This window comes from Opitutus sp. sgz309028 (assembly GCF_059821195.1).
Genome location: NZ_JCAMRR010000004.1, coordinates 190,147 through 214,488 on the forward strand (window position 1 = coordinate 190,147; position 24,342 = coordinate 214,488).

Consider the following 24,342-nt stretch of genomic DNA (forward strand, 5'->3'; position numbering starts at 1 on the left):
TTTCACCGCCCACCACGTCGCCAACGACCCTGCATCAATCTTCCCGCATCTCCATCCCGATTCTTCGCGCATCTTCGCCGACTTCGCGTCTTCGCGCTTGGTCGGCCCTCATGCACCCATCAGAAAATCCCGACCTTCCGCAAACCCGCGCGCGCGCAATGCCGCGCGAATGAACTCCCGCGCCCCGCGCGAGCTCACGTAGCCGAGCACGAAAACGTCCTCCGGCCGCGGCAGCTTCTCCGGCCCGATCACCGGCACGCCCACGCCGCCAAGCGCCCGCGTCCATTTCTTCGCATCCACATCCACAAACCCCGCGATCCTGACGCTCCACTTCTCCAATTCCCGCGCCCGCTTCCGCGTCGGCCGTCCCGCACCCCAGACCCAAACCTCCCGCCCGCCGCCGATACGCTTCAACTCCCGCGCCATCCACTCCGCCTTCACACGATAAAACGCTTCCTCGGCATAACGCCCCTCGACCCGCGACGCCCGTCCGGCCGAATCGTTCCAGCGCAACAACACCCGCGGCACCTTCGCCATCCGCACACCGGCGTCCAGCCACCGCAGCCACAGCTCATAATCCTCCGGAAAATCGCCCGCGCGATACCCGCCGAACCGCTCCATCAGTTCGCGCCGGAACATCACGCTTGGATGCGCCAGCGGCGATTCCACGAAGCGATCCAGCGCGATCGCCTCCGGCGTCACCAGCGAGTTGATCCAATCGACGTGCAGCGCATAACCCGCATTCGCCGCCCGATCGCCGCCGAACTCCACCCCGCAGCCCACGAGCCCGATGTCCGCATGTTCCGCGCGCCGCAGAAACGCGACCTGAGCGTCGAGCCTTTCCGGATACATTTCGTCGTCCGCATCCATCCGTGCCACGAACTCGCCCCGCGCCTCCGCCAGTCCGGCGTTCAACGCCGCGACGATGCCTTCGTGCGGACGCGCGAGCCGCCGCACACGCCGATCCTCCCGCGCTGCGGCCTCGACGATCTGCCCCGACGCATCCGTCGACCCGTCATCGACCGCGATCAACTCCCACTCGGTCCAGTTCTGCGCCCGCACGCTCGCGATCGCCCGCGCCACGGTCGCCGCCGCATTCCACACCGGCAGAATCACGGAAACCGTCGGCGAAGCACTCACGCGTTATTCGCGCCGTTCGCGATTTCCGCTTCCGAGCGTCACTTCGTTTTCGCTTCCAGCTGCTTCTCCAGCTTCCGGATCTTCGGCGCGATCACATATGAGCAGTATCCGGCGTTTGGATTCTTCCGGAAATAATCCTGATGATAGCGCTCCGCCCGCCAGAACTTCTTCAACGGCACGATTTCCGTCGTGATCGGATCGCGAAACTCCTGCGCCGCCTTCGCCTTCGACTTTTCCGCCGCGGTCTTTTGCGCGTCGTTCGCGTAGAGGATGATCGAGCGATACTGCGGCCCCATGTCGTTGCCCTGCCCGCCCACCTGCGTGGGGTTGTGCACGTGCCAGAAATAATCGAGCACCTCGTCGAGCGAGACCTCCGCCGGATCGTAGTCGATCTTGATGACCTCCGCGTGACCCGTGACGTGCGCGCACACCTGCTCGTAGGTCGGATTTGGCTCGTCCCCGCCGGCGTAGCCGCTGACGACGTCCTTCACGCCGGGAAGGAGTTCGTAGGCCGCTTCCGTGCACCAGAAGCACCCGCCGCCGAGGACGATCGATTCGAGTTTCTTTTCAGCCGCTTGAGTCATGAGAGGAAAGAGGAGCGCCACCGCTGCCAGCCAGGTTTTCATGCAGGTGAGATTCACGGTGCCCAATTCTATTCCCGCCGCAAGGCCTTCACTCCGTCCTCTCACCCCTCAACTCTTACCTCTCGCCCCTCGCCTCTCTACCGCGTCAGCTTCCGATACTTCACGCGATGCGGCTGGTCCGCGTCCTTGCCTTTCCGACGCCGGTAATCCTCGTGATACGCCGAGAAGTTGCCGTTGAACCACTTCACCTCGCTCTCGCCTTCGAACGCTAAAATGTGCGTCGCCACCCGGTCGAGAAACCAGCGATCGTGCGACACCACGACCGCGCAACCGGCGAAGTTCTCCAAGCCTTCCTCCAGCGCGCGGATGGAGTTCACATCGAGATCGTTCGTCGGCTCATCCAACAGGATCAGATTGGCGCCGCTCTTCAGCAGCCGCGCGAGGTGCACGCGGTTGCGCTCGCCACCTGACAGCACCCCCACCTTCTTCTGCTGGTCCGCGCCGGTGAAACCGAACTGCGCGCAATACGCGCGGCTGTTCACCTCGCGGTTCGGCAGCCGCATGATCTCCTCCCCGCCGCTGATCGCCTCCCAGATCGTCGCCTCGTTCGGCAGCGATTCGCGCGACTGATCCACGTGCGCGATCTTCACCGTGTCGCCCACGCGCAGCGTTCCCCCATCGGGCTGTTCGACGCCCGTGATGAGCCGGAAGAGCGTCGTCTTGCCCGCACCGTTGGGACCGATCACGCCCACGATGCCGCCCGGCGGCAACGTGAAGTTCACGCCTTCGAACAGCACGTTGTCACCGTAGCTTTTCGCCAGGTCCTTCGCCTCGACCACGAGGGTGCCGAGTCGCGGGCCGGGAGGTATCAGGATTTCGAATTCACGTTCCTTTTCGGCGACGTTCTGCTTCAGCATCGTCTCATAGGCGTTGATGCGCGCCTGGCCTTTCGCCTGCCGCGCCTTCGCCCCCGAGCGGATCCACTCGAGTTCGCGCGCCATCGCCTTCTGCCGCCGGTCCTCCGTGCGCTGCTCAATCGCCTGGCGGCGCTGTTTCTGCTCGAGCCACGAGGAGTAGTTTCCCTTCCACGGAATCCCGTGCCCGCGATCGAGCTCGAGGATCCACTGCGCGACGTTGTCGAGGAAGTAGCGGTCGTGCGTCACCGCGATCACCGTGCCTTCGTAACGGGCGAGATGCTGCTCGAGCCAGTTCACGCTTTCGGCGTCGAGGTGATTGGTCGGTTCGTCGAGCAACAGGATCGCGGGCTTCTGCAACAGCAGCCGCGCGAGCGCCACGCGGCGGCGTTCGCCACCGGAAAGTTTGTCCACGATCGCCTCGCCCGGCGGACAACGCAGCGCGTCCATCGCCATCTCGACCTGCGGCGCGACGTCCCACGCGCCGAGCGCGTCGATCTTCTCCTGCAGTTCGCCTTGGCGCGTCATGATCCGGTCCTTCTCCGCCTCGTCATCCGTCGCCGCGAGTTCGTCCCAGGTCGCGTCGTAGGCCGACGTGAGATCGGTCAGATGCTTCACGCCTTCCTCGACGCACGCGCGCACCGTCGCGCCGGGCGTCAGCTGCGGTTCCTGCTCGAGCAGCCCCACCGAATAACCCGGCTCGAAATGCACGCGTCCTTCAATATCCGTGTCGCGGCCGGCGAGAATTCTCAGCAGCGATGATTTGCCGGAGCCATTGAGGCCGAGCACGCCGATCTTCGCGCCGTAGTAAAACGACAGCGAGATGTCGCGGAGGATCTCCTTGCGCTCGATCTTCTTCGAGACGCCGAGCATCGAGAAAATGATGGTGGGAGCTTCGTCGGCTTTGGCCATGGGCCGCGAAATTGGCCAGCCTCCGCGACGCGCGCAACTCCCGCGCTCAGGTGGCGATCGCGAGTGGACGGAGCCGACACGGGACTTGACACCCGTCGCGCGTGGGGACTTTCTGCCACTCACGTTCATGATCCTCTCCGGCACACGCGCCCTTTCGAACTCCGTCGTCCTCGCGGTCGTCGTCGTCGTCGCGCCTGCCGGCACGCGAGGGTTCTGATCGTTAACGCGACTTTGCCCCTCCGGTGCCGAACCGGAGGGGCTTTTTTTTGGCTCCATCGGCGCGGCACGGGAACGGGCACTCACCCGAAACCGAAACCAACATGCACCTCACTGGAGCTCACATCCTCCGAATCCTGCTCGAACGACAGGGGATTCGCACTCTCGCCGGCATGCCCGGCGGCGCCAACCTGCCGTTCTACGACGCGCTGCACTCGTCCGAGTCCGCGCAACCCATCGAGCACATCCTCGCCCGCCACGAACAGGGCGGCGGATTCATCGCGCATGGTTACGCGCGTGTCACCGGCCGCGCCGCCGTTTGCCTCGCTACCTCCGGCCCCGGCGCGACGAACCTCCTCACCGCCATCGCCGATGCGCAACTCGACTCGGTGCCGCTCGTGGCCATCACCGGTCAGGTGCCGCAGGCGCTGATCGGCACCGACGCGTTCCAAGAGGTCGACACCTACGGGCTCACGCTGCCGATCACGAAACACAATTTCCTCGTGCGCTCCGCCGCCGAGCTGCTGGAAACGATTCCGCTCGCGTTCACGATCGCCGAATCCGGCCGTCCCGGCCCGGTGGCGGTCGACGTGCCGAAAGACGTGCTCAACGAGCGCGTCGAGGTCACCGCCTGGCCCGGGCCCGGCGGCCGCAAGCCGACGCCGCCGTGCTCCGATGATCTCGTGGCGGCCCTCGCGCATCAACTCGTCCACGCGCAACGGCCCGTGCTCTATCTCGGTGGCGGCGTGATTTCCGCCGGCGCCGCCGACCTCGCGCGCGAGCTCGCGCATCGCGTGAACGCACCCGTGGTGTCGACGCTCATGGCGCTCGGCGCGATGCCCTGCGACGACCCGCTCTTCATGGGCATGCTCGGCATGCACGCGTTGAAAGGGACCAACTTCCTCCTCGAGGAAGCCGATCTCGTGCTCGCGATCGGCGCGCGTTTCGACGACCGCGCCACCGGCAAGGTGGCGGAGTTCTGCCCACGCGCCGCGATCGCACACATCGACATCGACCGCGCCGAAATCGGTAAAATCAAAAACCCGTTCCTCGGCCTCGTGGGCGATGCGGCCGACATCCTGCGCCGGCTCCTCGATCGTCTGCCGCCCATCGAGCGTCGCCGCTGGTGCGGTCGCGCGGCCGAACTGCGCGCCGCCTATCCGCTCGCGCATCCGCCGCGCGCCGAGGATCCACTGCATCCGGTGAATCTCTGCCGCTTCCTCGGCGAATCGCTGCCGTCCGACACGATCGTGACGACCGACGTGGGCCAGCACCAGATGTGGGTCGCGCAAGTGTGGCCGTTTCGCCAGCCGCGCACATTGCTCACGTCCGGCGGACTCGGCACGATGGGCTTCGGCCTGCCCGCCGCCATCGGCGCCGCGCTCGCGCTGCGTGACGCCGCGAACTCTGAGCTCCAAACTCCGAATTCCGCGACGTCGCCTCAACCTCGCGTCGTGTGCATTTCCGGCGACGGCTCGATCCTGTTGAACATCCAGGAACTCGCCACGCTGGCCGAACTGGACCTGCCGGTGACCGTGGTGATTTTCAACAACGGCAGCCTCGGCCTCGTGCGCCAGCAGCAGCAGCTGTTCTACGGGCAAAACTACGCCGCCTCGCGTTTCCACGCGGTGCCGGACTTCGCCGCGCTCGCGCAGGCGTTCGGCATCCGCGGTGTGCGCATCGAGGCCGACGATCGCGATCCGCTCGCAACCCTCGCCGCCGCGCTCGCTGCGCCCGGCCCGTGCGTGATCGACATCCCGATCCACGAAACCGCCAACGTGCTCCCGATGGTGCCGCCCGGCGCCGCCAACCGCAACATGATCGCCGAAACCGCCCTCACCCATGCCTGACACCGCTCTCCTCCCCGCGACCGCCGCGGCCCGCTCCACCGTGCTCGAGCTCCTCGTGCGCAATCATCCCGGCACGATGTCGCACATCACCGGCTTGTTCGCGCGCCGGGCGTTCAACCTCGACGCAATCGTCTGCGCGCCGGTCGGCGACGGCACCACCAGCCGCGCGCTGCTGCTTGTTGGCGACGAACCGCGCCTCGAACAGGTCGAGCGGCAGCTCGCGAAACTCTACGACGTGCTCGAGGTGCGCCACCGCACCGACTTGAACGCGAGCCACTTCGTCGGGCTGCTCCCGTGATCAAGTCCGCCGTTAGCCCGGCGGCAGGCTGCGAGCGCTATGCCTCGCACTTGCCGCCGGCCACGAGCGGACGCACTTCGAGCGTCGCGCCGACGCCCAGCGCCGGAAACCGCCGCGCGATCGTCACGGCCTCGTCGATATCGGCGCACTCCAGGATTTCGAAGCCGCCCAACAGCTCCTTCGTTTCCGCAAATGGGCCATCCGTAACCAGCACCTGCCCGCCGTTTTCGCGCAGCGTCTTTGTCGCAGCCGAGGGCTGCAGCCCGTTGGCATCGACGCTCTGGCCTGAGCGCACGAGTTCGTCGTGCCACGCTCCGCATGCGCGGTGCACCCGGTTTTGTTCTTCCTTCGGCAGGGCCGTGAACGCTTTTTCGTTCAAATAGATCAGCATCGCGTAGCGCATGAGGGGAATGGGTTGGTTTCCTTGTTTGGGTTCATCTCTTCGTCGTCTGAAGCCCGCCGAATTCGACCACCCACTTCGAAATCCGCGTTCACCGAACCCCGCCAATTCCTGCCGAGCAATCGCCAATTTTTGCGCACCGCTGGCGCCCGGAAGGAGTAAGGTGTCGTGGGAAACGTCCGGTCGACGAATCCTCTTTCGACGCCTCGAGCTGACGCGCGGAGAATGCCCAACGACTCCATCGTTTTTGTCGGGCTCATGCCCCACGCTCCCATCCTCGTTTCCGGGGTGGGACGGGAACATCACACGCACGTGCGCCGCACGCTCGCCGCGATGCAGCAGATCGCCACGCATACGCTCGCCGTCCAGCCCGACACGGTTCTCATCATCTCCCCGCACTCGCCACGACGCGCCGGCGCCTTCGGCATCTGGCAAACACCGCTGTTGCACGGTTCGTTCGAGGAGTTCGGCTCGGACGAAAGCCGCGTTGACCTGCCGCTCGACCGCGAATTCACCGAGCAGCTCGAAAAGCAAACCGCCGCCCGCGGGCTTCACACCTGGCGCATTCTCAGCGGCAAACTCGATCACGGCGCGACCGTCCCGCTGTCGTTTTTGGTCGCCGCCGGCTGGCAGGGGCCAACCGCAATCGTGAGCCTCAACGAACCCGCCGACGAGGGTCTCGATGAATTCGGCCACGCGATCGCCGCCGCGGCGGGCACGCTCGGCCGGCGGCTCGCGATCATCGCGAGCGGCGACATGAGCCACCGGCTCAATCCTTCCGCACCCTGCGGTTTCCACGCGGATGGCCGCCGCTTCGACGAAACGTTCATCGACCTGCTCCACAACGGCTCGCTGCAGGAAGTCCGTCATCTCAATCCCGTTCTGCTCGAAAACGCGGCGCAGGATGTGGTCGAGTCGACCCGCATCGCACTCGCCTCCACCAACTACGTCACGCCGGGCCGGACGGTCCTTAGCTACGAGGGTCCTTTCGGCGTAGGCTATGGCGTTGCAATTCTGGCGGAACAGCCGGTCGCCACGTCAACCGCACCCGCCGCCGCCGTCGGCCCGCTGGTGCTTTCGCATTGGGCGGATCTGCCGGGCGTCGCCCGCGCCGCCGTCGCCGCGCATTTCGCCGGGGGCCCGGAGGAGCCGCCGTTTGTCGCGGCCGGCGAGCTCACGCAACCGCACGGCGTGTTCGTGACGTTGCGCGGCAAACACGAGGTCCTGCGCGGCTGCCGCGGTTCGCCCACCCCGGAGCAACCGGATCTGATCCACGAAACCTGGCGCTGCGCGCGCGAGGCCGCGCTGCTCGATTCGCGTTTTCCGCCGCTCCGCGAGGAGCAGCTTTCACAGGTGCGCTTCAGCGTCAGCATCCTCGGCCCGCTCGAACCGGTGGCCTCCCTTTCGCTGCTCGACCCGGCACTTTACGGCGTGCTCGTGAGTTCGAAGAAGGGCCGGCGCGGCCTGCTCCTGCCGGCGATCAAGGGCGTCGACACGGTGGCGGAACAGCTGCGCCTCGTCCGTCACAAGGCCGGGATCCAGCCGGAAGAGAAGATCGAGATCCAGCGTTTCACGACGCAGGTCTTCCAGGAGCCGCCGCTCCCGCCGGACGACGAGTAGCTTTCCCGCCCCCACCGGGCCATCTCCTCCGCGGCCGTCCATGAACTCCACGCCGACCAGCCAGACCTTTGTCGCCCGTTGGTGGATACGCCGCGCCGACGGTCGCATCGAATGCCGGCTCTGTCCGCGCTTCTGCAAGCTGCAGGACGGGCAACGCGGCTTCTGTTTCGTCCGCCAGCGCGTGGGCGATCACCTCGAGCTCACGACCTACGGGCGCAGCAGCGGTTTCTGCATCGACCCGATCGAGAAGAAGCCGCTGCACCATTTCCTGCCGGGCACCAGCGTGCTCTCGTTCGGCACCGCGGGCTGCAATCTCGGCTGCCAGTTCTGCCAGAACTGGGACATCAGCAAGGCCCGCGTTTTCGACCGGCTCTGCGACACCGCGTCGCCCGAACAGATCGCCGCCGCGGCCGAAAAGCTCGGTTGCCGCTCCGTCGCCTTCACCTACAACGATCCGGTGGTGTTCGCCGAATATGCGATCGCCACCGCGCACGCCTGCCGCGCGCGCGGCCTCAAGACCGTCGCCGTCACCGCGGGTTACATCACGGACGAAGCGCGCCCCGAATTCTTCGCGGCCATGGATGCCGCCAACGTCGATCTCAAGGCGTTCAACGAACACTTCTATCAACGACTCTGCCTTGGACACCTCCAGCCCGTGCTCGACACGCTCGTTTACCTGCATCGCGAGACGTCCGTCTGGCTCGAGGTCACCACGTTATTGATACCGGGCGAGAACGACAGCGACACGGAACTCGAGCGCGCGGCCGCCTGGTTCGCCTCCCACCTCGGTCCCGACGTGCCGTGGCACTTCACCGCGTTTCATCCCGACTACAAGCTGCTCGCGACGCCGCCCACGCCGCGCTCCACGCTCGAGCGCGCCCGCACCATCGCCCGCGCGCATGGCATCAACTTCGTCTACACCGGCAATGTGCGCGATGCGCTCGGCGAATGCACCTGGTGCCCGACCTGCGGTGAACTCCTCATCGAACGGACCGGTTACAAGATCGGCCGCTACGCGCTCGACGAAAACCACTGTCCCGCCTGCGGGCGCCGCATCGCGGGAGTGTTCGAGCCCGAACCGGGACATTGGGGCGCGCGCCGACAGCCCGTCCTGCTGGGTTGATCCGCAGCTTGCGCGAAGGCCGCAGACCTGCGGCGATCTGCGACGCGTGACCGAATCCGCCGCCACCTCGTCCTCATCTGCCGCACGGGAAATCCACTGTGCCGACGCGATGCCGTGGATGCGCACCCGCGGCGCGATTGCCGGCACGTGCGCAGTCACCTCGCTGCCTGACGTCTCCGAGGTGAATCTCTCGCTGCCGGCCTGGCGCGAGTGGTTTCTCGCCGCCGTCCGGCTCGTGGTCGACTGCGTGCCGGCCGAAAACGCCGCCTTGTTTTTTCAATCCGACATCAAACATCAGGGCGTCTGGATCGACAAAGGCGCGCTGGTCGTGCGCGCGGCCGAGGACGCCGGCGCCCGCGTGCTGTTTCACAAGATCGTCTGCCGCCGCCAGCCCGGACTCCTCACGTATGGACGTCCTGGTTACACGCACCTGATCGCGGTCTCGCGGGCGCTGAAATGTCCGGACGTGCTGCCGATTCCCGACGTGATCGTGGATCCGGGCCGGCAGCCGTGGGTGCGTGCGATGGGAATTCGCGCCGCGGCGCACGCGGTGCGCTTCGCCCGCGATCACGCCGGCGCGCAGACCGTCCTCGATCCGTTCTGCGGCGTCGGCACCGTGCTCGCCGTGGCCAACGCGCTCGGCCTCGCCGCCGTGGGCGTCGAACGCTCGGTCAAACGCGCCGAACAAGCGCGCCACCTGCAGGTCTCCGCGGCCGAGCTCTAGTTTGAGGTAAGCCCGGCGGCGTCCGCCGGGCTCGCAACCGACCGTCTCTGACCGAACGCTTCTGCCGCGTCGGGGATTTTCGAATACAACCCCCGCTTAGCGCAGGAGCTCGCGGAATTTGGCGTCCATCGCCCCGGCCCAGATGCGATAGCCTTCCTCGTTCGGATGCAGGAAGTCAGGCATGATCGACGCCGGCAGCACGCCATCCGGCCGCAGGAACTTGTCGCCGATATCAAGGAAGAACACGCGCCGGCCGTCGTCGAATTTCGCGATGAGCTTCGTCACGTCCGCGACCTTCAAGCGCAGCGGGTGATCCGGCTGCTCGCCGCGCGGAAACACGCCCAGCAGGAGGACCTTGGTTTTCGGCGAGCGTTGGTGAATCTCATCGAGGATGGCGCGCACGCCTTCGGCGATCTGCGGCGCGGTGTCCCGTCCGCTGTTGTTGGTTCCGATCATGAGCACGGCGAGTTTCGGCGCGATGCCGTCGAGCTCGCCGTTCTGGAGACGCCACAGCAGGTGCTCGGTCTTGTCGCCGCCGATGCCGAAGTTCACCGCCTTCAACGGCTCGTAGCGCTCGTCCCAGATCGCCTTGCCCGTGCGCCGCCAGGCGTCGGTGATCGAATCGCCGATGAAGAGGACGTCGACATCGCCCTGCCGGGCGCGTTCGACGAAGCCCTCGTGACGGGCGATCCAGTCGTTGCGCGGCACGGGCGTGGCGGCCGGATTGGCGGTGTCAGCGGCGAAAACGGCAACAGGCGAAACCGCGAGCAACGCCGCGGACAACAACAGGGTGAGTTTTTTCATGGGGACACGCATGCAGCCGGCGAAGGCCGGCCGGCTCAACGCCAAATCTTGCCCGCTCACGGCGCCGTCAGCGCCTCCAGATCCTCGAGCCGGCGCCGCGCGTCCTCACGATCGACGCCGCACATTTCCTCAGACGGCCGCAGGCTGACACACACCGCCGGCCGCTCCGGTTTCCCGAACAGGGCGCAACGCAAATCGGGCGACAACTGCACGCACGGCACGCCGGCAGGCTTGCCGTCGGGCATGCCGGGGATGGGCGAAGAAATGCTCGGCGCGATGCAACAGGCGCCGCAGCCGGTGCGACACGCGATGAGGTTGCTCCTCATTGCAGCTGCAGCGTCACGCGCGCGCCACCGGCCGCGCTCTTCGGATCGAGCGGCGAAATCTGCAGGCGCTCGGCCGCGATGCTGCCGTCGGCGAGGAGTTGTTCGCGCACCCGCTGGGCGCGGGCCTCCGCCAGCGCGCGCAGCTCGTCGTCGGTGACGGTGATCGTTTCCCGCAAGCGCGCTTCCATCTCCTCTGGAGAAAGCGTGGGCGGAGCGCCGGCGGCCAGACTCTGCGCCTCACGCGTTCGCGCTTCCGCGTCCGCTTTCGCCGCGGCTTGCGCGCGAGCGGCTTCCTCTTTCGCGCGCTCCTCCTCGCGCGCACGCTCCTTCCGGTCGTGCCACCAATTGCGCGCGCCTTTCAGGGTCGCGAGATCCCAGGCCCGCCGCACCAGGCCGCGATGCTCCTCGGGTTCCGCTGACGCCGCCGCGCTGGCGGGCGGCGTCGCCGGGGCCGGCGGCAGCGGCACCGCCGCGGTCGGGGCCGCGTCGTTCGCAAACGCCTGCACGAACCACGTCTCCACGGCCGCGCGTCGCTGCTCCGGCGTCAGCTCCGCCGCCGGCGCTCCGGCGCGCTCGCGCAGCTGATCCTCAAACTTCACCGCCTGGAGCGACCGCCGATCCGCAGCCGGATCGAAGCCACCGCTGATCCGCAACTGCAGCGCGGGGCGCGCAGTGAGCGCACGCTGCACGGTCTGCAAGCGCTGGAGACTCGTCTCGGTGAGCGTCGTCTGGCCTGGCAGAAACTCCTGCTGCGCGAGCTCCTCGCCGCCACCGCCGAACATCGAACCGAGCAGCGCGAACGGCGACGTCGCCGCCTTCGACAGCAGTGACGTGATCGCATGGCTCACCACCGGGCCGACACTGAACTGCGGATCGCTGAGACTGCCCTGCACCGGGAGATCGAGGACGATTTTCCCGCTCGAATCCTTCAGCAGGGCGACGCCGAATTTCACCGGCAGTTTCACGGCATCGGGATTCGGCGTCGGTTGCCCCAGCGTGAAGTGATCGAGCGTGACCTTGTTGTTCAAATCGAGCTTGTCGCCGTCGAGTCGCGCCTGGCTGTTCAGGAAAAGCTGGCCGTTCTCCAGCGCGAAGCCCGCATATTTCGCCACATACGGGCCCGCCGGCATGAGGTCGATCACCTCGCCGGTGAGCACCACATCGGCAACCGGCTGCTGACCGAGCGGGTTCAGTCGGCCGGTCGCGGACACGTCGCCGCCGTTCACCTTCGCGCGCATCTCGATGCTGCCGAGCTCGGGATGCAACGAGGAGAAATTTCGCAACGCCCCGCCGAGCTGCGTCACCGTGAACTTCGCCGGCGGTTGCACGGAATCGTCCTCGAACGTCACCTCGCCGCCGTCGATGAGCACCCGCGAAATCGTGATTTCCGGCTGCGAGCCGCCCGCGTCGGCCACGGCCGGTGGTGGCGACGGCTCTTCCGTTTTCGCCGCGCCGGTCGGCTGCGGAAGATTGAGCTTTCCCTCCTGATCGCGCCGGAGATGACCGACCGGGCGGACCAGTTTGACCTCGCCGATCGACGCGACGAGGCGCGGCGCGGTCGAGAGTTTCACATCGGCGACGCTCAACTCCGCCAGCGCCGCGAGCTCGTTGTCCGCCTCCGCCGGGGTGACGCTCACGTCCTCGAGGCGGGCGCCGCCGGAAAACAGGATGTCCGGCGACCGGTTCTCCGGGAGCGACACCCGCAGGTTCCCCTGCGTCGAGGCGGCGCCGCGCGCGAGCTTCGCGGCGAATCCGGATTCCAAATACGGGCTCAGCGGCGCAAGCGCGACGCCGGCCAGATCGAGTTGAAGGTCCGCGCCGAGCGGATCGAGCGTGACGTTGCCGCCGAGATGAAGCGTGCCGCCCGCGCTCCACTCGCTCCGCACGTCGAGCGCCATCGCGGCGCCCGGCTTCAGCGCGAAGCCGTCCAGCGAGGCATCCAGGCGGGTCAACGCAAACTCCGCCGGACGCGGACCGCTGAGATCGCGGACGGCGACTTCGAAATCGCGCACGCGCACTTCCTTCACGGAAAACTCGAGCGGCGGCGACGCGGCTCCCGTCTTCGTCACGTTCACGCTGGCCTCCGGCTTTTTCGCCACGAGTTCGAGCAGATTGATCGCGCCATCGGCCGCACGCACCACCTGGATCCGGCCGCCCTCCATGCGCACGGCATTCACCGCGCCGCTCGGCGCGAGCGCGTCACCGGTGAGACCGTTCACTTCCAGGAGGGCGAGATCCACGATCGGCGTGCGATCATTCGCGTCGAGCAACTTGAAATCCTGGAGCTTCAGCGAGCCATCGGTGAGCGCGGCGCGGCGATGGTCGGGACTCAGGTCGAGCTCGTAGCTGGCGGTGAGCGCGAGGCGGCCGGACTCGAGCTGGGCCTTGATGAAATTCGCCAGATAGGGCGCGTATTTCGGCAGCGAAAAATTCTCCACGCGGACTTCGCCGGTCGAGGTCAACGGCACGGCCGTGAGCGAACCGATCCAGGTGAGTTTCTCGCCCGATTCGCTGACCGCCTCGAAGCGGCCCGGGGCGCGGCTCACGCCGGCGGTGCGCAGGTCGATCACGGTGAAATTCGCCGGGCCCACGGTCGTATGAAACGGCGTCGCCTGCGATTCGTCGGTGAACTCGAGTCCCGCCTGGACAACATCGAGTCGATGAATGCGCCACGGGCGACCGGGTTCGTCGGATGCGGGCGTGGCGTGACGCTCCTTCACGTGTTCCAGGACATCGGAAAAGTTGAGCGAGCCATCGGGCTTCACCCCGACGACTCCCTGCAGGCCCGCGAGCGACACGTCGCTCAACACCCACTCGCGTCCGATCGAGGCGATCGCGTCGAAGTTGACGTAGAGTTTTTGCCAGCCCAGCGCCGACTCGCTGCCGTCCGGCGTGCGGATGCTCACGCGCTCGAGCGCGAACGACAGCGCGAACGGATTCACATACACGCGACCGATGCTCACCGGCCGGCCGATTTCGGCGGGCAGGCGTTTTTCCAGCTGCCACTTGATGAGGGGCGGCAGCGCGAAGAATCCGATCGCCGCATACAATCCAACGGCGACCACCACCCAACGCAGACGACGACGATTTTGGAATTTCATGTGAATGTGGGGGCTGGTCAGCACGGACAGGGAAATCCGTCGTGCGCTCCCGCAGAGTTTCCCACCGCGCCGGCCGGCCCGCAATCCTGCGCGCGTCCCAACGCCGCTCGCTGGCATTTGCGTCGCAACTTGCTAAAACAGCGTAAGGTCAGCGCGGCCGAAGGAACCTTTGCGGTCCGCTTTGACGAACCGCTTTTTTTTGCTCAACGTCCCCGTTCGCATGAAATCGGTGAAGGTCCCCGCGCTGGAGCTGTTCCTCCACGAAATGATTCCCCTCGCAAAGGCGATGGGCGTCGGCGTGGCCGTTAGCGATGCCCAAGCGCTCGTCCTCACCGCCCCGAAGGAGCAGAACAAGAATTCCCTCGGCACCGCGTTTGGCGGCAGCCTCGTCTCCCTCGCCACGCTCGCCGGCTACGGCGTCGTCTGGGAACTGATGAAGGAAGAGGTCTCGCCGGAAAAAACGCACTGGCACATCGTCGTGAAGGAAAGCCGCGCGGCCTATCGTCGCCCGGTGCTCGGCGACCTGCGCGCGATCTGCGAACGCCCCGCGCAGGCGGCGATCGCCGAGTTCAAGGAGGCGCTCTCCCGCTACGGCAAGGCCAAGTTGAAGTTGAAAGCGTCCGTCGTGGAAAACGGCGCCGTTGCGGTCGACGTCACCGCGGCCTTCGTCGTTTCGCGCTAAGCGCACGCGCCGCAGCGGCGTCGTCCACCGGCAGAGCGCGTCGCGACACCGATCAAATGTGACGCGAGTCGGCTTCGTCCTTCTTCGCGTAGCCGGTCTCCTGACGCTGGTGATTGACCGCGTTTTTCTTCAGATACGCCTGGTAAACATCCTCCGCCGTCATGCCGAGCGTCTGCGCGAGCGACACGAGAAAGTGAAACAGGTCGACCACTTCGACCTTCGCGTTCTGCTCGTCGAACTTCTGATATTTCGCCCACCATTTCCACGGCACGGAGTCGATCAGCTCGGCGGTTTCCTGCTGCAGCGCGCGCGTGTAGTTCAAAACCCACTTCGCCTTCTCCTCGTCGGTCGACGGTGGCAGGGCGACGCCGATCCGACGGTTTAACGCGTCCTGCATGCGGAAAATTTCCTCGAGTTTGTCCATGCGGGAAAACTGCGCCGCGCGTCGCCGCCCTTGCAAGTGACAACTGCGGCTCCGCCGATCGCCTAAGCCGATGACTGCAAGGCGCCGTCAGCTGCGGCCGGCGCGGGTCGGGCCGGAATTTGCAGTTGCTCCGCGGCAGCGATTGCACGACGTTCCGGCCTTCACGCTTGCGTCGAGCGCACCCGCGCTCCGCGAGCCCTCCAACCACGGCGCTCGCCGCCTGCCCCTGCCGCCTCCTGCGTGCAGGCGCCCGATCGGCGGACGCCAGCCATAAACAAAGATAAACATGTCAGAACAAACCACGTCGGGTGAGCCGGTTGCGGCTCCCGCGACTGCCGCCGGCGCCGCTCCTGAAGCGCCCCCCGCGGCCTCGAACCCGCCTGCGGCCCAGCCCGCCCCCACCGCGGTTGCCGCGGTAGCCCCCGAAACGCCGGCTCCGGCCGGGTCCTTCGGCAACGCGCGCGGCTCCGGCCTGTCGCGCGGCAAACGCCCGAGCCCGACCAACGCTCCGACCGCCGCCGCTCCCGCGACCGGCGGTTACAAGCCCACCGCCGTCGAGGTCATCACGCCGCGGCGCGAATACACCAACCCGTTTGCGAGCGAGCAGCCCGCAGCGAGTCCCGTCAACGAGCCCGCGGCTGCTGAAGTCGCGCCGGCCGCTACCGTCGAAAACACCCAGATACCCGTGGCCAACGCGCCCGTCACCGGCGCGTCCGAACCGCCCGCCGCCACCGCCCCGGCGGCCGGCGAGCCGGTCACCCCGCCCGCCGAAGTCATCCAGCCTTCGGTCGAAAAAGCGGCGATCAAGATCCTCCCCCCGGCTCAGGCCCAACGGCCCACCGTCAGCTGGGGCGAAGGCCAGAACGCCGAGGATACCCGCGAGCAGGGTCGCGAACCCCGCGCCACGTTCCGCCCGGAACGCGGCGAGCGCCGCGATCCCCGTGCTTACGAACCGCGTGACACCGGTCGTCCGCAGGACACGCGTTTCCCGCGCCGCGAACCGTCGCTCGAACCGCGCGGTCCACAGTCGGGCGAAGGTCGTGAAGCTCGCGAGCCCCGCCAAGGTCGCGAGCAGCGCGAACCGCGCCCCGCCCCGCAACCGGAGCAGAAATCCGGCGGCTTCATCGGCTGGCTGAAAGGTCTGTTTGGCAAACCCGAGACCCCCGCGGCCGCTCCCGGCAACCGCGAGCATCGCGGCGAAGGCGACGGCGAATTCCGCCAGCATCGGCGTCACCGCGGCGGCCGTGGCCGCGGCGGTTTCCAAGGCGAAAATCGCGGTCCCCGCGAAGGCCAGCCGCGCGAACCGCGTGGCGAGGGTTTCCAGGGCGGCGAATCGTCGCAGGGCGAGCGTCGCTTCGAAGGCGGCGGTCGTCGCCGCCGGCGCGGAGGTCGCGGACGCCATCGCGGCGACCGCGGCGGCCCTGCAGGCGAAGGCCAGCAGGGCGGCGGCGCGATCTAAGCGCTCCAACCGCTCACTTCGTTCAGCTCTCAGGCGTCCGCTTTTTGGCGGACGCCTTTTTTGTCGGCAAAAAGTTTGTCATTCTCGGCCGCGCCGGGGATCCAGTTCGACGCCCGTCTCGCGAGGCGATTCGCTTCCGCTCATTCTTTTTTCGGACCTTTCCATTTTCAGACTCTCCGCTTCTCCATGGCCGACCTCATCGTCAACGGCGGTAAGCCGCTCTCCGGCACCATCACGCCGTCCGGCAACAAGAACTCCGCGCTGCCCATTCTCTGCGCGACGCTCCTCACCGACGCGCCCGTGCGGCTCCTCAACGTGCCCGCCATCACCGACGTCGAGAAGCTCGTCGCGTTCTTCACCGAGCAGGGCTCGCGCATCGCGTGGGACCGCGCGGCCGGCACGATGACGATCGATCATTCGCGTTTCGACGGCGACCGGCTGCAGGGCGAGTTGCCCGCCGGCATGCGTTCGTCGGTGCTGCTGTTCGCGCCGCTCCTGCAGCGCGTGAAACGCATCGCGATCCCGTCCAACGCCAAGGGCTGTTCGCTCGGTATCCGGGAATTGGATCCGCATCTCGAGATTCTCGAAAAGCTCGGCGCCCGCATCACGCACAACGGCGAGGTGAAAATGGTGCTCAAGGATCGCTTCACCGGCGCGCGCCACTGGCCCGACTACATGTCCGTCACCGCGACGGAAAATTTCGTGATGGCCGCCGCGCTCGCCGACGGCGAATCGACGCTCATCAACGCCGCCAGCGAACCGCACGTGCAGGATCTCTGCGACGTGCTGGTCGGCATGGGCGCGAAGATCTCCGGCATCGGCACCAGCAAGCTTGTGGTGGAGGGTGTGAAACGCCTGCGCGGCGGCACCTTCACCATCAACACCGATTACCACGAGGTCGTCACCTTCCTCGCGCTCGGCGCGATCACCGGCGGCGAAATCAAGGTCCGCCAGTCGCTCCCGCATCACTTCGACCTGATCACCCGCGCCTTCGGCAAGCTCGGCGTCAACGTCGAGCACCAGGCCGACACCGCCGTCGTGCGCCGCAAGCAGAAGCTCATCATCGAGGCACCGTTCACCACGAACCTGCTGCCCAAGATCGAGGCCGCGCCGTGGCCGTATTTCCCGGTGGACCTGCTGCCTTGCATGATCGCGCTCGCCGTCCGCGCGAAGGGCGCGATGCAGTTTTGGAACAAGATCTACGAGGGCGGTTTCACCTGGATGCCCGAGCTTTCGAAGTTCGGCGCACACGTCGTCGTCAGCGATCCACACCGCATCATCGTCTTCGGCGATCGCCCGCTGCGGCCCGCGACAGTCGACGCGCCCTACATCATTCGCGCCGCCGTCGGTCTTTACATGGTCGCGGCCAGCATTCCTGGCCGCTCGATCGTGAAGAACGCCGACACGATCAAACGCGCGCATCCGAACTTCGTCGAAAACCTGCAATCTCTCGGCGCCGATGTGGACTGGCAGTAGCATCCGTTGAAGCGCAAAGCCGCAAAGCCGCGAAGATTTTCGAGTTCAGGGATCGAAACTCCTCCTCTTCTTCGCGTCACTTCGCCACCGTCGCGTCTTCGCGCTTAGCTCCTCATGGCTTCCGAATCTTCCAAAGGCCTCGGCTACATCACCAGCACGCTTGCAGCCCCCGTGTCGCCGGCCGAGGCCGCGCTGCGGCCGCTCGCGTTTTCCGATTTCACCGGCCAGCCCAAGACCATCGAGCGCCTGCAGGTGATGGTCGGCGCCGCCCGCCAGCGCGGCGAGGCACTCAATCACATCCTGCTCTCCGGTCCGCCGGGTCTCGGCAAGACCACGCTCGCGTTCATCCTCGGCAACGAGCTCGGTAAAAACGTCCGCGTCACCTCCGGCCCGGTGGTGGAAAAAGCCGGCGACCTCGCCGGATTGCTCACGAATCTCGAGGAGGGCGACATTCTTTTCATCGACGAAATCCACCGCATCCCGAAAACCGTCGAGGAGTATCTCTACTCGGCGATGGAGGATTTCCGTCTCGATATCATGATCGATCAGGGCCCCAACGCACGCAGCGTGCGGCTCTCGATCCCGCGGTTCACCCTCGTCGGCGCGACGACGCGCGCGGGCCTGCTCACCGCACCGCTGCGTTCGCGTTTCACGCTGCAGACGCGCCTCGATTACTACGACGTGCCGACGCTCGTCACCATCGTCCGCCGCAGCTGCGGGCTCCTCAAGGTCGTCGTCGACGACGGCGGCGCGAGAGAGATCGCAGCGCGTTCGCGCGGCACGCCGCGTGTGGCGAACAACCTGATCAATTTCGTGCGCGACTACGCGCAGCAGCGCGCCGACGGAAAGATCAACCAGCGCGTCGCCGCCGCCGCGCTCGAGTTGCTCGAGATCGACGCCTCCGGACTCGACGAAATGGACAAGCGCATGCTGCGCGTGATGGCGGAAAATTACGGCGGGCGCCCGGTCGGCATGAGCACGATCGCCGTCGCGGTGGGCGAAGAGGCCGAAACGCTCGAGGAAGTTCACGAGCCGTTCCTCATTCAGGAAGGCTATGTGCAACGCACGCCACAGGGCCGCATCCTCACGCCGAAGGGTTACGCCGCCGTCGGCCTGAAACCTTTCGGCGGCGCCGAGCAGGGTGCGTTGCTGTAGGCTGCGGGCTCACGTCGGATTTCGGTCTCCTTCTGGTTCGCGCTTCGCCGCGCCCAGGTCCACCGCATACCAGTCGATCCGGCGCGTGCAGAACATCAGCAGCGCCAGCGCCACAAAGAGCGCCGCGGTGCCGGCGAGTAGCGCGTAATCCTGCGACTGGAGCACGAAATACAGGTAACCATACGTCGCGGCCAAAGCTCCGGCGAGGGCAAGCGTTCGCCGACCGGCTTGGAGAAAGCTGCGCGCATAAAGCGACACGAGCGTCGTGCACGCCGCCGCCGCCACCGCGTAGGCCAGCCCGACCGGCCAGAACTCCGAGAGCGCGAGAAAGGTCAGGAAGAACAGGCAAAGCCCGGCGCCGACGAGGGCGTATTGCAGCGGATGAATGCGCAGCCGCGCCGTGACTTCGAAAAGGAAGAAGACCGCGAAAACGAGGACGAGAAAGAGCACACCGTATTTGCGCGCACGTTCGACCATGCCATAACCGTCGATCGGCTGCGCGAAACTCACGCCGAAACCGGCGGCAGCGAGGCGGTCCAGCGCATCGGCATTCGACACGAATCGATCCGACCAGCTCTGCGCGAAGCCGCGGCTGAACCGCGCGCTTTGCCACTCGGCGACAAACCTTTCGTCGCTCACGCGCCGCGTCACCGGCAGCGCCGCGCCGACGAACGATGGATCCGGCCAATCCGCTCGCAGCATCGCTGCGGTCTTGCCACCCGCCGGTGCGATCTGCAGCCGGCCGCTACCCTGCACGGCGACGGCGAAGCGAAACGCGTGTTTCTCTCCCGCGATCACGCCCGGCGCCTTGGCCGCGAGCGGCAGCAGGGTATCGCTCGCCGAATCGAACGCCTCGCCGTCGCGGCCATTGCGCTGCTGCGGCCCCACCGCGCGCACGCCGTGCACATCGGTGACGCCGAGCAGCACCCTCGCCGCCGCCCAGTCGATTCGCTCCGCCTCGATTCCCGCCGCGGCAAAATCCGGCTGGAAGAAACCCTCCAGCTCGAGCTTCGCCACATATACCACCGTCTCGTAAATACCACGATGCCGCCGCTCCGGCTCGGCAGCTCCATTCACGTTCAACACCTCCGGAAGAAAATAAGCCGTCGCCGGGAGCAGCTCGCTGCCGGCCATGCCGTTCGCAACATCCTGCGGCGAAGCCGGCCGTCGCACCGCTGCGCGATAGACGTAAGGAATCGCCAGCACCGGACCGGTCACCAACTGCTCGCGCCCCCACAGCCGTGCGATGTCTTCGGTCGCCTGCGCCTGATAACCGCGGCGCTCGCGCAAAACCCCGCCGATCATTGCCAGCGGAATCAGCAGCACGCCAATCAGCACGAGAATCCCCACCAGCTTCGCGAACAACATCACCCGTTGCCGCACCGATGCCCCGATGACAGGCAGCTCCACGTTCATCGGCCACCTCCGTTCTGCTCCCGCGAACGCGGTAGAGCCGGATACGCCAGGCGATGGAACCGACTCGCACGTTCTGGCCAAAAAATCTCGGGGAACCGGAGAGTGTCAGGGAAGAGAGTCATCCCGCCACTCTGCCCGCGCAGTGTGAAACGCGCATGAAGCGCGGATGAAATTGCGATGAGAAACTCAGGCAGACGGCAACGTGAGCACCGCCCGCGCCCCACCGCCTGCACGATTGTCGAGCGACGCCTCTCCACCGTGCAGATGCGCGATTTCGCGGACGAGCGTAAGCCCGAGGCCCGTGCTCTTCCGCTCCGTGCCCGGCCGCGGCAACGAGTAAAACCGCTCGAAGACCTGCGCCAGCGCATACACGGGCACGCCGGGTCCGCCATCTTCGACGGCGAACACGATCCTCCCGTCCTCGCGACGACAGCCGATCCGCACTTCGCCGCCCGCCGGCGAAAACTCGATCGCGTTCTGCAACAGGTTCACCAGCGCCTCGCGCAGCAACACCCGCTCCGCCCGGAGACGCAGCGCCGTTTCGCCCTCGGCAACGAGACGCAGGCCCAGCGCTTCGGCCGTCGGTGCCACCACCGCTACCGCCTCGCGCATTACCTCGTCCGCCGCCACCGTTTCCGTGCGCCGCAGCGCCTTCCGCGCCTCGAGCGACGAGAGTTCGAGCAAGCGATCGATCATCGCATGGATGCGCGCTGATTCCGAACGAATGTTGCTCAGAAACTTCTTTCGGGTTTCCGCCGGCATCTCCTCGTCCAGCAACTCGGCAGCTCCGCGAATCGCCGCAAGCGGCGCCTTCACTTCATGCGCCAGCGCCTGCGTGTAGCGTTCGGCATGACGCCGCCCTTCAAGCGCCTCGCGCATTTCCTCAAAGGCCCGCGCGAGCTCCGCGATTTCCTTCGCGCGCGATTCCGGCACCTCCGCCTTGCGGCCATCCCGGATCTGCTGCGCATAAATCGTCAGCCGCTCGAGCGAACGCGTCAGTCGCAACGCGAGCAGCCAGCCGGCCACCAGCATCACGCTCGCCACGATCAGCGCCATGCCGGCCAGCTTGCTTCGCTCCGACCAGATCAACGCGTTCACGGTGCGAATCGGACGCGAGAGTTCGACCATCGCCGGCGCGCCGTCCGCCAGCGTCGCAGTCGTCCGCACCCGCACCTCGTCATCGGTCAGCGGACTTTCCTGCCCGAGCAAACGGCCGCCGTACCGGTCCGCCAATTCCTCGGCGGCCGCCGGCGCGCCGGAGTCGAGCAACACGCGACCGTCCGGCGTCAGGACACGCAACCGCAGCCCCGGGCCGGGCGATTCGATTTTCGCCGGCAGCGGCCGCTCCGCGAGCGCGGCCGCGATCAACCGCGCCGCATCGCCCAGCGTCGTCCGCAACGACGCGACGTAGCGCGGCCGCACCTCGGCGAGCATGAAGTACATCAGCACGAGAAAACCCACCGCCGACGCCGCGACATACACGCCAAAGATCGAGGTGCGGATTCTCACGTTTCCCTCAACGCGTATCCAAGTCCTCGATGCGTGACGATCGCGTCCTCGCCCGCGCCGGCGGCCCGCAGCTTGGCCCGCAGCAGTTTCACATGGGCGTCGACGGTGCGATCGAGCGCTGCGCCGGGATCCTCCCACGCCGCGTTCATCAACTGCTCGCGACTGAACACGCGTCCGGGCGATTGCAGCAGCACGGTGAGCAGCCGGTACTCGTTGCGCGTGAGTTCCAGCGGCCGGCCGTCGTAACTGATCCGGCAACGCGCCTCGTCATGGCGCCAGCGTTCATCCGCCACGTTTTCGTGCCCGCCCGCAACGAGCGACCCGTCGCACCGGCGCAGCACCGCACGCACCCGCGCCGACAGCTCGCGAGGACTGAACGGCTTGGCGACGTAATCGTCGGCGCCGAGTTCGAGGCCCACGATGCGATCGACCTCCGCGCTCCGCGCCGTCAGGAAGATCACCGGCACCGGCCGCTCGCGGCGGAGCTCGCGGCAGACGTCGTAGCCGTTCATGTCCGGCAGCCCGATATCGAGCACCACCAGCGCGATCGGTTCTTCGCGCAAGACCGCCAGCGCCTCGCGGCCGGTCGTTTTCCAGATCGCGCCGAGGCCTTCGGTTTTCAGCGCGTAAACGATCGTCTCCGCGATGGCCGCCTCATCCTCCACCACGAGAATCGCCTGACGCGTGCCGGTCATGTCGAGCGTGATGCCGCGCTCCGGCATCGGTTTCAAGCGCCGCGCGCGACTACACCGGCAGCGCGTCGGAGGGCGGCGTCGGCGACGAGGCGACCGGATCGGAGCCGACGATGCCCATCGCCTTCCACTTTCCGGTGCGCCAGCGCCAGAGATTGATGCCAGCGCGGATGATTTCGTCGGCGGCGAAACACAACCAGAAGCCCGCGAGGCTCATGCCCCACGTGCGGTCGACGAAGACGATGATCGGCAGGATGCCCCAGATGAACGCGATGCCGACGAGGAGCGGAAAGCGCGCATCGCCGACCGTCTTCAAGCTGAACCCGCCGATGATGTTCACCGCCCGCGCCGGCTCGTAGAACACCGCGATCAAGAGCAGCGTTTTGCCGAGCGTTTTGATCTGCGCGTCCTCCGTGAAGATCCCGAGCACCTGGTCCGCAAACAACCAGATCGAAAACGAGTAGAGAAACGCCACCGCCATCGCGCGGCGCAGCGCCTTCCAGAACAGCCGGTCCACGTCCTCGAACCGCCGCGCGCCCATCCAGTGCGCCATCAGGATCTGTGCGCCGAGCGCGAGCGACACCGAGAACGTGATCTGAAACATCTGCGCGCGACCGGCATAGGCGTTCGCCGCCATGGCATTGACGCCCAGCGCGATGATCATCGTCGAGAGAATGATCTGCTGGATCGTGTAGCTGAACGGTTCGAGCGCATTCGAAATTCCGATACGCAGCATCGGCCGGAACACCGGGCGCATGTCGTGCCACGCCCCTTTCAGATAAAACCGCACCCGCAGCCGAAGGTGCACCAGCCAGATCGCCAGCAACATCGCCGTTGCCACGCTGATAACCGACGCCCAGACCACGCCGCGGATCTGCCAGCCCCAGCCGAGCACGAACAGCGACGCGAGCGCGACGTTCAGCGTCGCGACCAGGAACGAGCTGTACATCAGCCAGTGCGTCATCCCGCGCGACGAGAGCACGGCGTTGTAAGAAACCAGCACGCCCATGAACACGAAGTAGAAACTCATCGCGCCGAGATAGGTGGCGGCGATGGCGTTGAGCGACGTGTCCAATCCCATCCACCGGCCGATGTCGTCACCCCAGATCCACAAGCTCGCCGCAAACAGCAGTCCTAGCGCGCCCGTGAGCCCGAGGTTCATCATGTAGGCGGGCACCACTTTCTCGAAGCGTTTCGCGCCCATGTATTGCGATGCGACCGACACGCCGGTGCCGGCAAACACCGGAATCACAAACGCGCCCACCCAGATGATCGGCAGCAGTTGTCCCACGGTCGCTGCCACGCGATCCGACAAATGACTGAAAAACCAAAAGTCCACCAGCAGCACAAAGCTGTGCGTCGCCTGCTGGAGAAAGATCGGCCAGGTCAGCTGAAAGAGACTTTCCGTGCGGAGCGTAGGTTGCGTCATGGCGGTGCCGGGAAACGGCACGAATCTCCGGAATCAGCGGCCGGACCGAGGGACACAAGCTGGAAGGGGCCAATCGCTCCCCGGAATC

General features: G+C 66.5%; 21 protein-coding genes. 9 read left to right on the forward strand and 12 right to left on the reverse strand.

Annotation, left to right across the window (positions count from 1 at the left end; genetic code table 11):
* Positions 1–108: 108 nt before the first annotated feature.
* The 3 genes from AC6RV7_RS16410 to ettA form a co-directional block, all read right to left on the reverse strand.
* The gene (locus AC6RV7_RS16410; protein WP_500095110.1) at positions 109–1,140 is read right to left on the reverse strand and encodes a glycosyltransferase family 2 protein; all 1,032 of its coding nucleotides are present in this window, start codon (positions 1,138–1,140) and stop codon (positions 109–111) included.
* Between the two features lie 38 nt (positions 1,141–1,178).
* Entirely contained in the window at positions 1,179–1,724 is a 546-nt protein-coding gene (gene msrA / locus AC6RV7_RS16415) for a peptide-methionine (S)-S-oxide reductase MsrA (RefSeq protein WP_500095111.1), read from the reverse strand.
* Positions 1,725–1,861: 137 nt separating this feature from the next.
* On the reverse strand, positions 1,862–3,550 hold the full coding sequence (ettA, locus tag AC6RV7_RS16420; protein WP_500095112.1) for an energy-dependent translational throttle protein EttA: 1,689 nt from the start codon (positions 3,548–3,550) through the stop codon (positions 1,862–1,864).
* A 320-nt stretch (positions 3,551–3,870) separates the two neighbouring features.
* On the opposite strand from ettA, the gene ilvB reads away from it, so the two are divergent.
* Positions 3,871–5,616, forward strand: coding sequence for a biosynthetic-type acetolactate synthase large subunit (gene ilvB / locus AC6RV7_RS16425; RefSeq protein ID WP_500095113.1), 1,746 nt, complete (start codon positions 3,871–3,873; stop codon positions 5,614–5,616).
* Complete coding sequence (gene ilvN / locus AC6RV7_RS16430; RefSeq protein ID WP_500095114.1) at positions 5,609–5,914, forward strand: acetolactate synthase small subunit; 306 nt, start codon at positions 5,609–5,611, stop codon at positions 5,912–5,914. The genes ilvB and ilvN overlap by 8 nt, the downstream gene beginning before the upstream one ends.
* 37 nt (positions 5,915–5,951) lie before the next feature.
* Here ilvN and AC6RV7_RS16435 read toward each other — a convergent pair whose 3' ends face one another.
* A complete protein-coding gene (locus AC6RV7_RS16435; protein WP_500095115.1) occupies positions 5,952–6,317 on the reverse strand; it encodes a YciI family protein in 366 nt (121 codons plus the stop codon).
* A gap of 255 nt (positions 6,318–6,572) precedes the next feature.
* Here AC6RV7_RS16435 and amrA point away from each other — a divergent pair, with 255 nt between their 5' ends.
* The 3 genes from amrA to AC6RV7_RS16450 are packed head-to-tail and all read left to right on the forward strand — an operon-like array spanning position 6,573 to position 9,781.
* A complete protein-coding gene (gene amrA / locus AC6RV7_RS16440; protein ID WP_500095116.1) occupies positions 6,573–7,934 on the forward strand; it encodes an AmmeMemoRadiSam system protein A in 1,362 nt (453 codons plus the stop codon).
* 40 nt (positions 7,935–7,974) lie between these two features.
* On the forward strand, positions 7,975–9,057 hold the full coding sequence (gene amrS, locus AC6RV7_RS16445; RefSeq protein ID WP_500095117.1) for an AmmeMemoRadiSam system radical SAM enzyme: 1,083 nt from the start codon (positions 7,975–7,977) through the stop codon (positions 9,055–9,057).
* A 46-nt stretch (positions 9,058–9,103) separates the two neighbouring features.
* Positions 9,104–9,781 (forward strand): DNA methyltransferase, encoded by a 678-nt coding sequence (locus tag AC6RV7_RS16450; RefSeq protein ID WP_500095118.1) that lies wholly within the window; start codon positions 9,104–9,106, stop codon positions 9,779–9,781.
* A gap of 96 nt (positions 9,782–9,877) precedes the next feature.
* On the opposite strand, the gene AC6RV7_RS16455 is transcribed toward AC6RV7_RS16450, so the two are convergent.
* Genes AC6RV7_RS16455 through AC6RV7_RS16465 form a run of 3 tightly spaced genes read right to left on the reverse strand, consistent with a single transcriptional unit; the run spans position 9,878 to position 14,012 of the window.
* Entirely contained in the window at positions 9,878–10,585 is a 708-nt protein-coding gene (locus AC6RV7_RS16455) for a platelet-activating factor acetylhydrolase IB subunit (RefSeq protein ID WP_500095119.1), read from the reverse strand.
* A 56-nt stretch (positions 10,586–10,641) separates the two neighbouring features.
* Positions 10,642–10,911 carry a YkgJ family cysteine cluster protein gene (locus AC6RV7_RS16460; protein WP_500095120.1) on the reverse strand — a complete coding sequence of 90 codons (270 nt, stop codon included), beginning with the start codon at positions 10,909–10,911 and terminating at the stop codon, positions 10,642–10,644.
* Positions 10,908–14,012 (reverse strand): DUF748 domain-containing protein, encoded by a 3,105-nt coding sequence (locus AC6RV7_RS16465; protein WP_500095121.1) that lies wholly within the window; start codon positions 14,010–14,012, stop codon positions 10,908–10,910. The genes AC6RV7_RS16460 and AC6RV7_RS16465 overlap by 4 nt, the downstream gene beginning before the upstream one ends.
* Before the next feature lie 220 nt (positions 14,013–14,232).
* Here AC6RV7_RS16465 and AC6RV7_RS16470 point away from each other — a divergent pair, with 220 nt between their 5' ends.
* Positions 14,233–14,694 carry a YiiD C-terminal domain-containing protein gene (locus tag AC6RV7_RS16470; protein ID WP_500095122.1) on the forward strand — a complete coding sequence of 154 codons (462 nt, stop codon included), beginning with the start codon at positions 14,233–14,235 and terminating at the stop codon, positions 14,692–14,694.
* A gap of 52 nt (positions 14,695–14,746) precedes the next feature.
* Here AC6RV7_RS16470 and AC6RV7_RS16475 read toward each other — a convergent pair whose 3' ends face one another.
* Positions 14,747–15,118: a dUTPase gene (locus AC6RV7_RS16475; protein ID WP_500095123.1), complete on the reverse strand. Its 372-nt coding sequence runs from the start codon at positions 15,116–15,118 to the stop codon at positions 14,747–14,749.
* Positions 15,119–15,404: 286 nt separating this feature from the next.
* Between AC6RV7_RS16475 and AC6RV7_RS16480 the strand changes: the two genes are divergently transcribed.
* From AC6RV7_RS16480 to ruvB, 3 genes are all read left to right on the forward strand, one after another.
* A complete protein-coding gene (locus tag AC6RV7_RS16480; RefSeq protein ID WP_500095124.1) occupies positions 15,405–16,577 on the forward strand; it encodes a translation initiation factor IF-2 in 1,173 nt (390 codons plus the stop codon).
* A gap of 186 nt (positions 16,578–16,763) precedes the next feature.
* A complete protein-coding gene (locus AC6RV7_RS16485; protein WP_500095125.1) occupies positions 16,764–18,053 on the forward strand; it encodes a UDP-N-acetylglucosamine 1-carboxyvinyltransferase in 1,290 nt (429 codons plus the stop codon).
* A 114-nt stretch (positions 18,054–18,167) separates the two neighbouring features.
* Positions 18,168–19,208, forward strand: a complete 1,041-nt coding sequence (gene ruvB / locus AC6RV7_RS16490; protein WP_500095126.1) for a Holliday junction branch migration DNA helicase RuvB — start codon at positions 18,168–18,170, stop codon at positions 19,206–19,208.
* A gap of 9 nt (positions 19,209–19,217) precedes the next feature.
* Here the strand turns inward: ruvB and creD are convergent, their stop codons facing one another.
* The 4 genes from creD to AC6RV7_RS16510 form a co-directional block, all read right to left on the reverse strand.
* Positions 19,218–20,624 carry a cell envelope integrity protein CreD gene (gene creD, locus AC6RV7_RS16495; RefSeq protein WP_500095127.1) on the reverse strand — a complete coding sequence of 469 codons (1,407 nt, stop codon included), beginning with the start codon at positions 20,622–20,624 and terminating at the stop codon, positions 19,218–19,220.
* A 186-nt stretch (positions 20,625–20,810) separates the two neighbouring features.
* Positions 20,811–22,133 (reverse strand): ATP-binding protein, encoded by a 1,323-nt coding sequence (locus tag AC6RV7_RS16500; protein ID WP_500095128.1) that lies wholly within the window; start codon positions 22,131–22,133, stop codon positions 20,811–20,813.
* On the reverse strand, positions 22,130–22,855 hold the full coding sequence (creB, locus tag AC6RV7_RS16505) for a two-component system response regulator CreB (protein WP_500095657.1): 726 nt from the start codon (positions 22,853–22,855) through the stop codon (positions 22,130–22,132). Before creB ends, AC6RV7_RS16500 begins: the two co-directional genes overlap by 4 nt.
* Positions 22,856–22,877: 22 nt before the next feature.
* Positions 22,878–24,254, reverse strand: a complete 1,377-nt coding sequence (locus AC6RV7_RS16510) for an MATE family efflux transporter (RefSeq protein WP_500095129.1) — start codon at positions 24,252–24,254, stop codon at positions 22,878–22,880.
* Positions 24,255–24,342 lie beyond the last annotated feature (88 nt).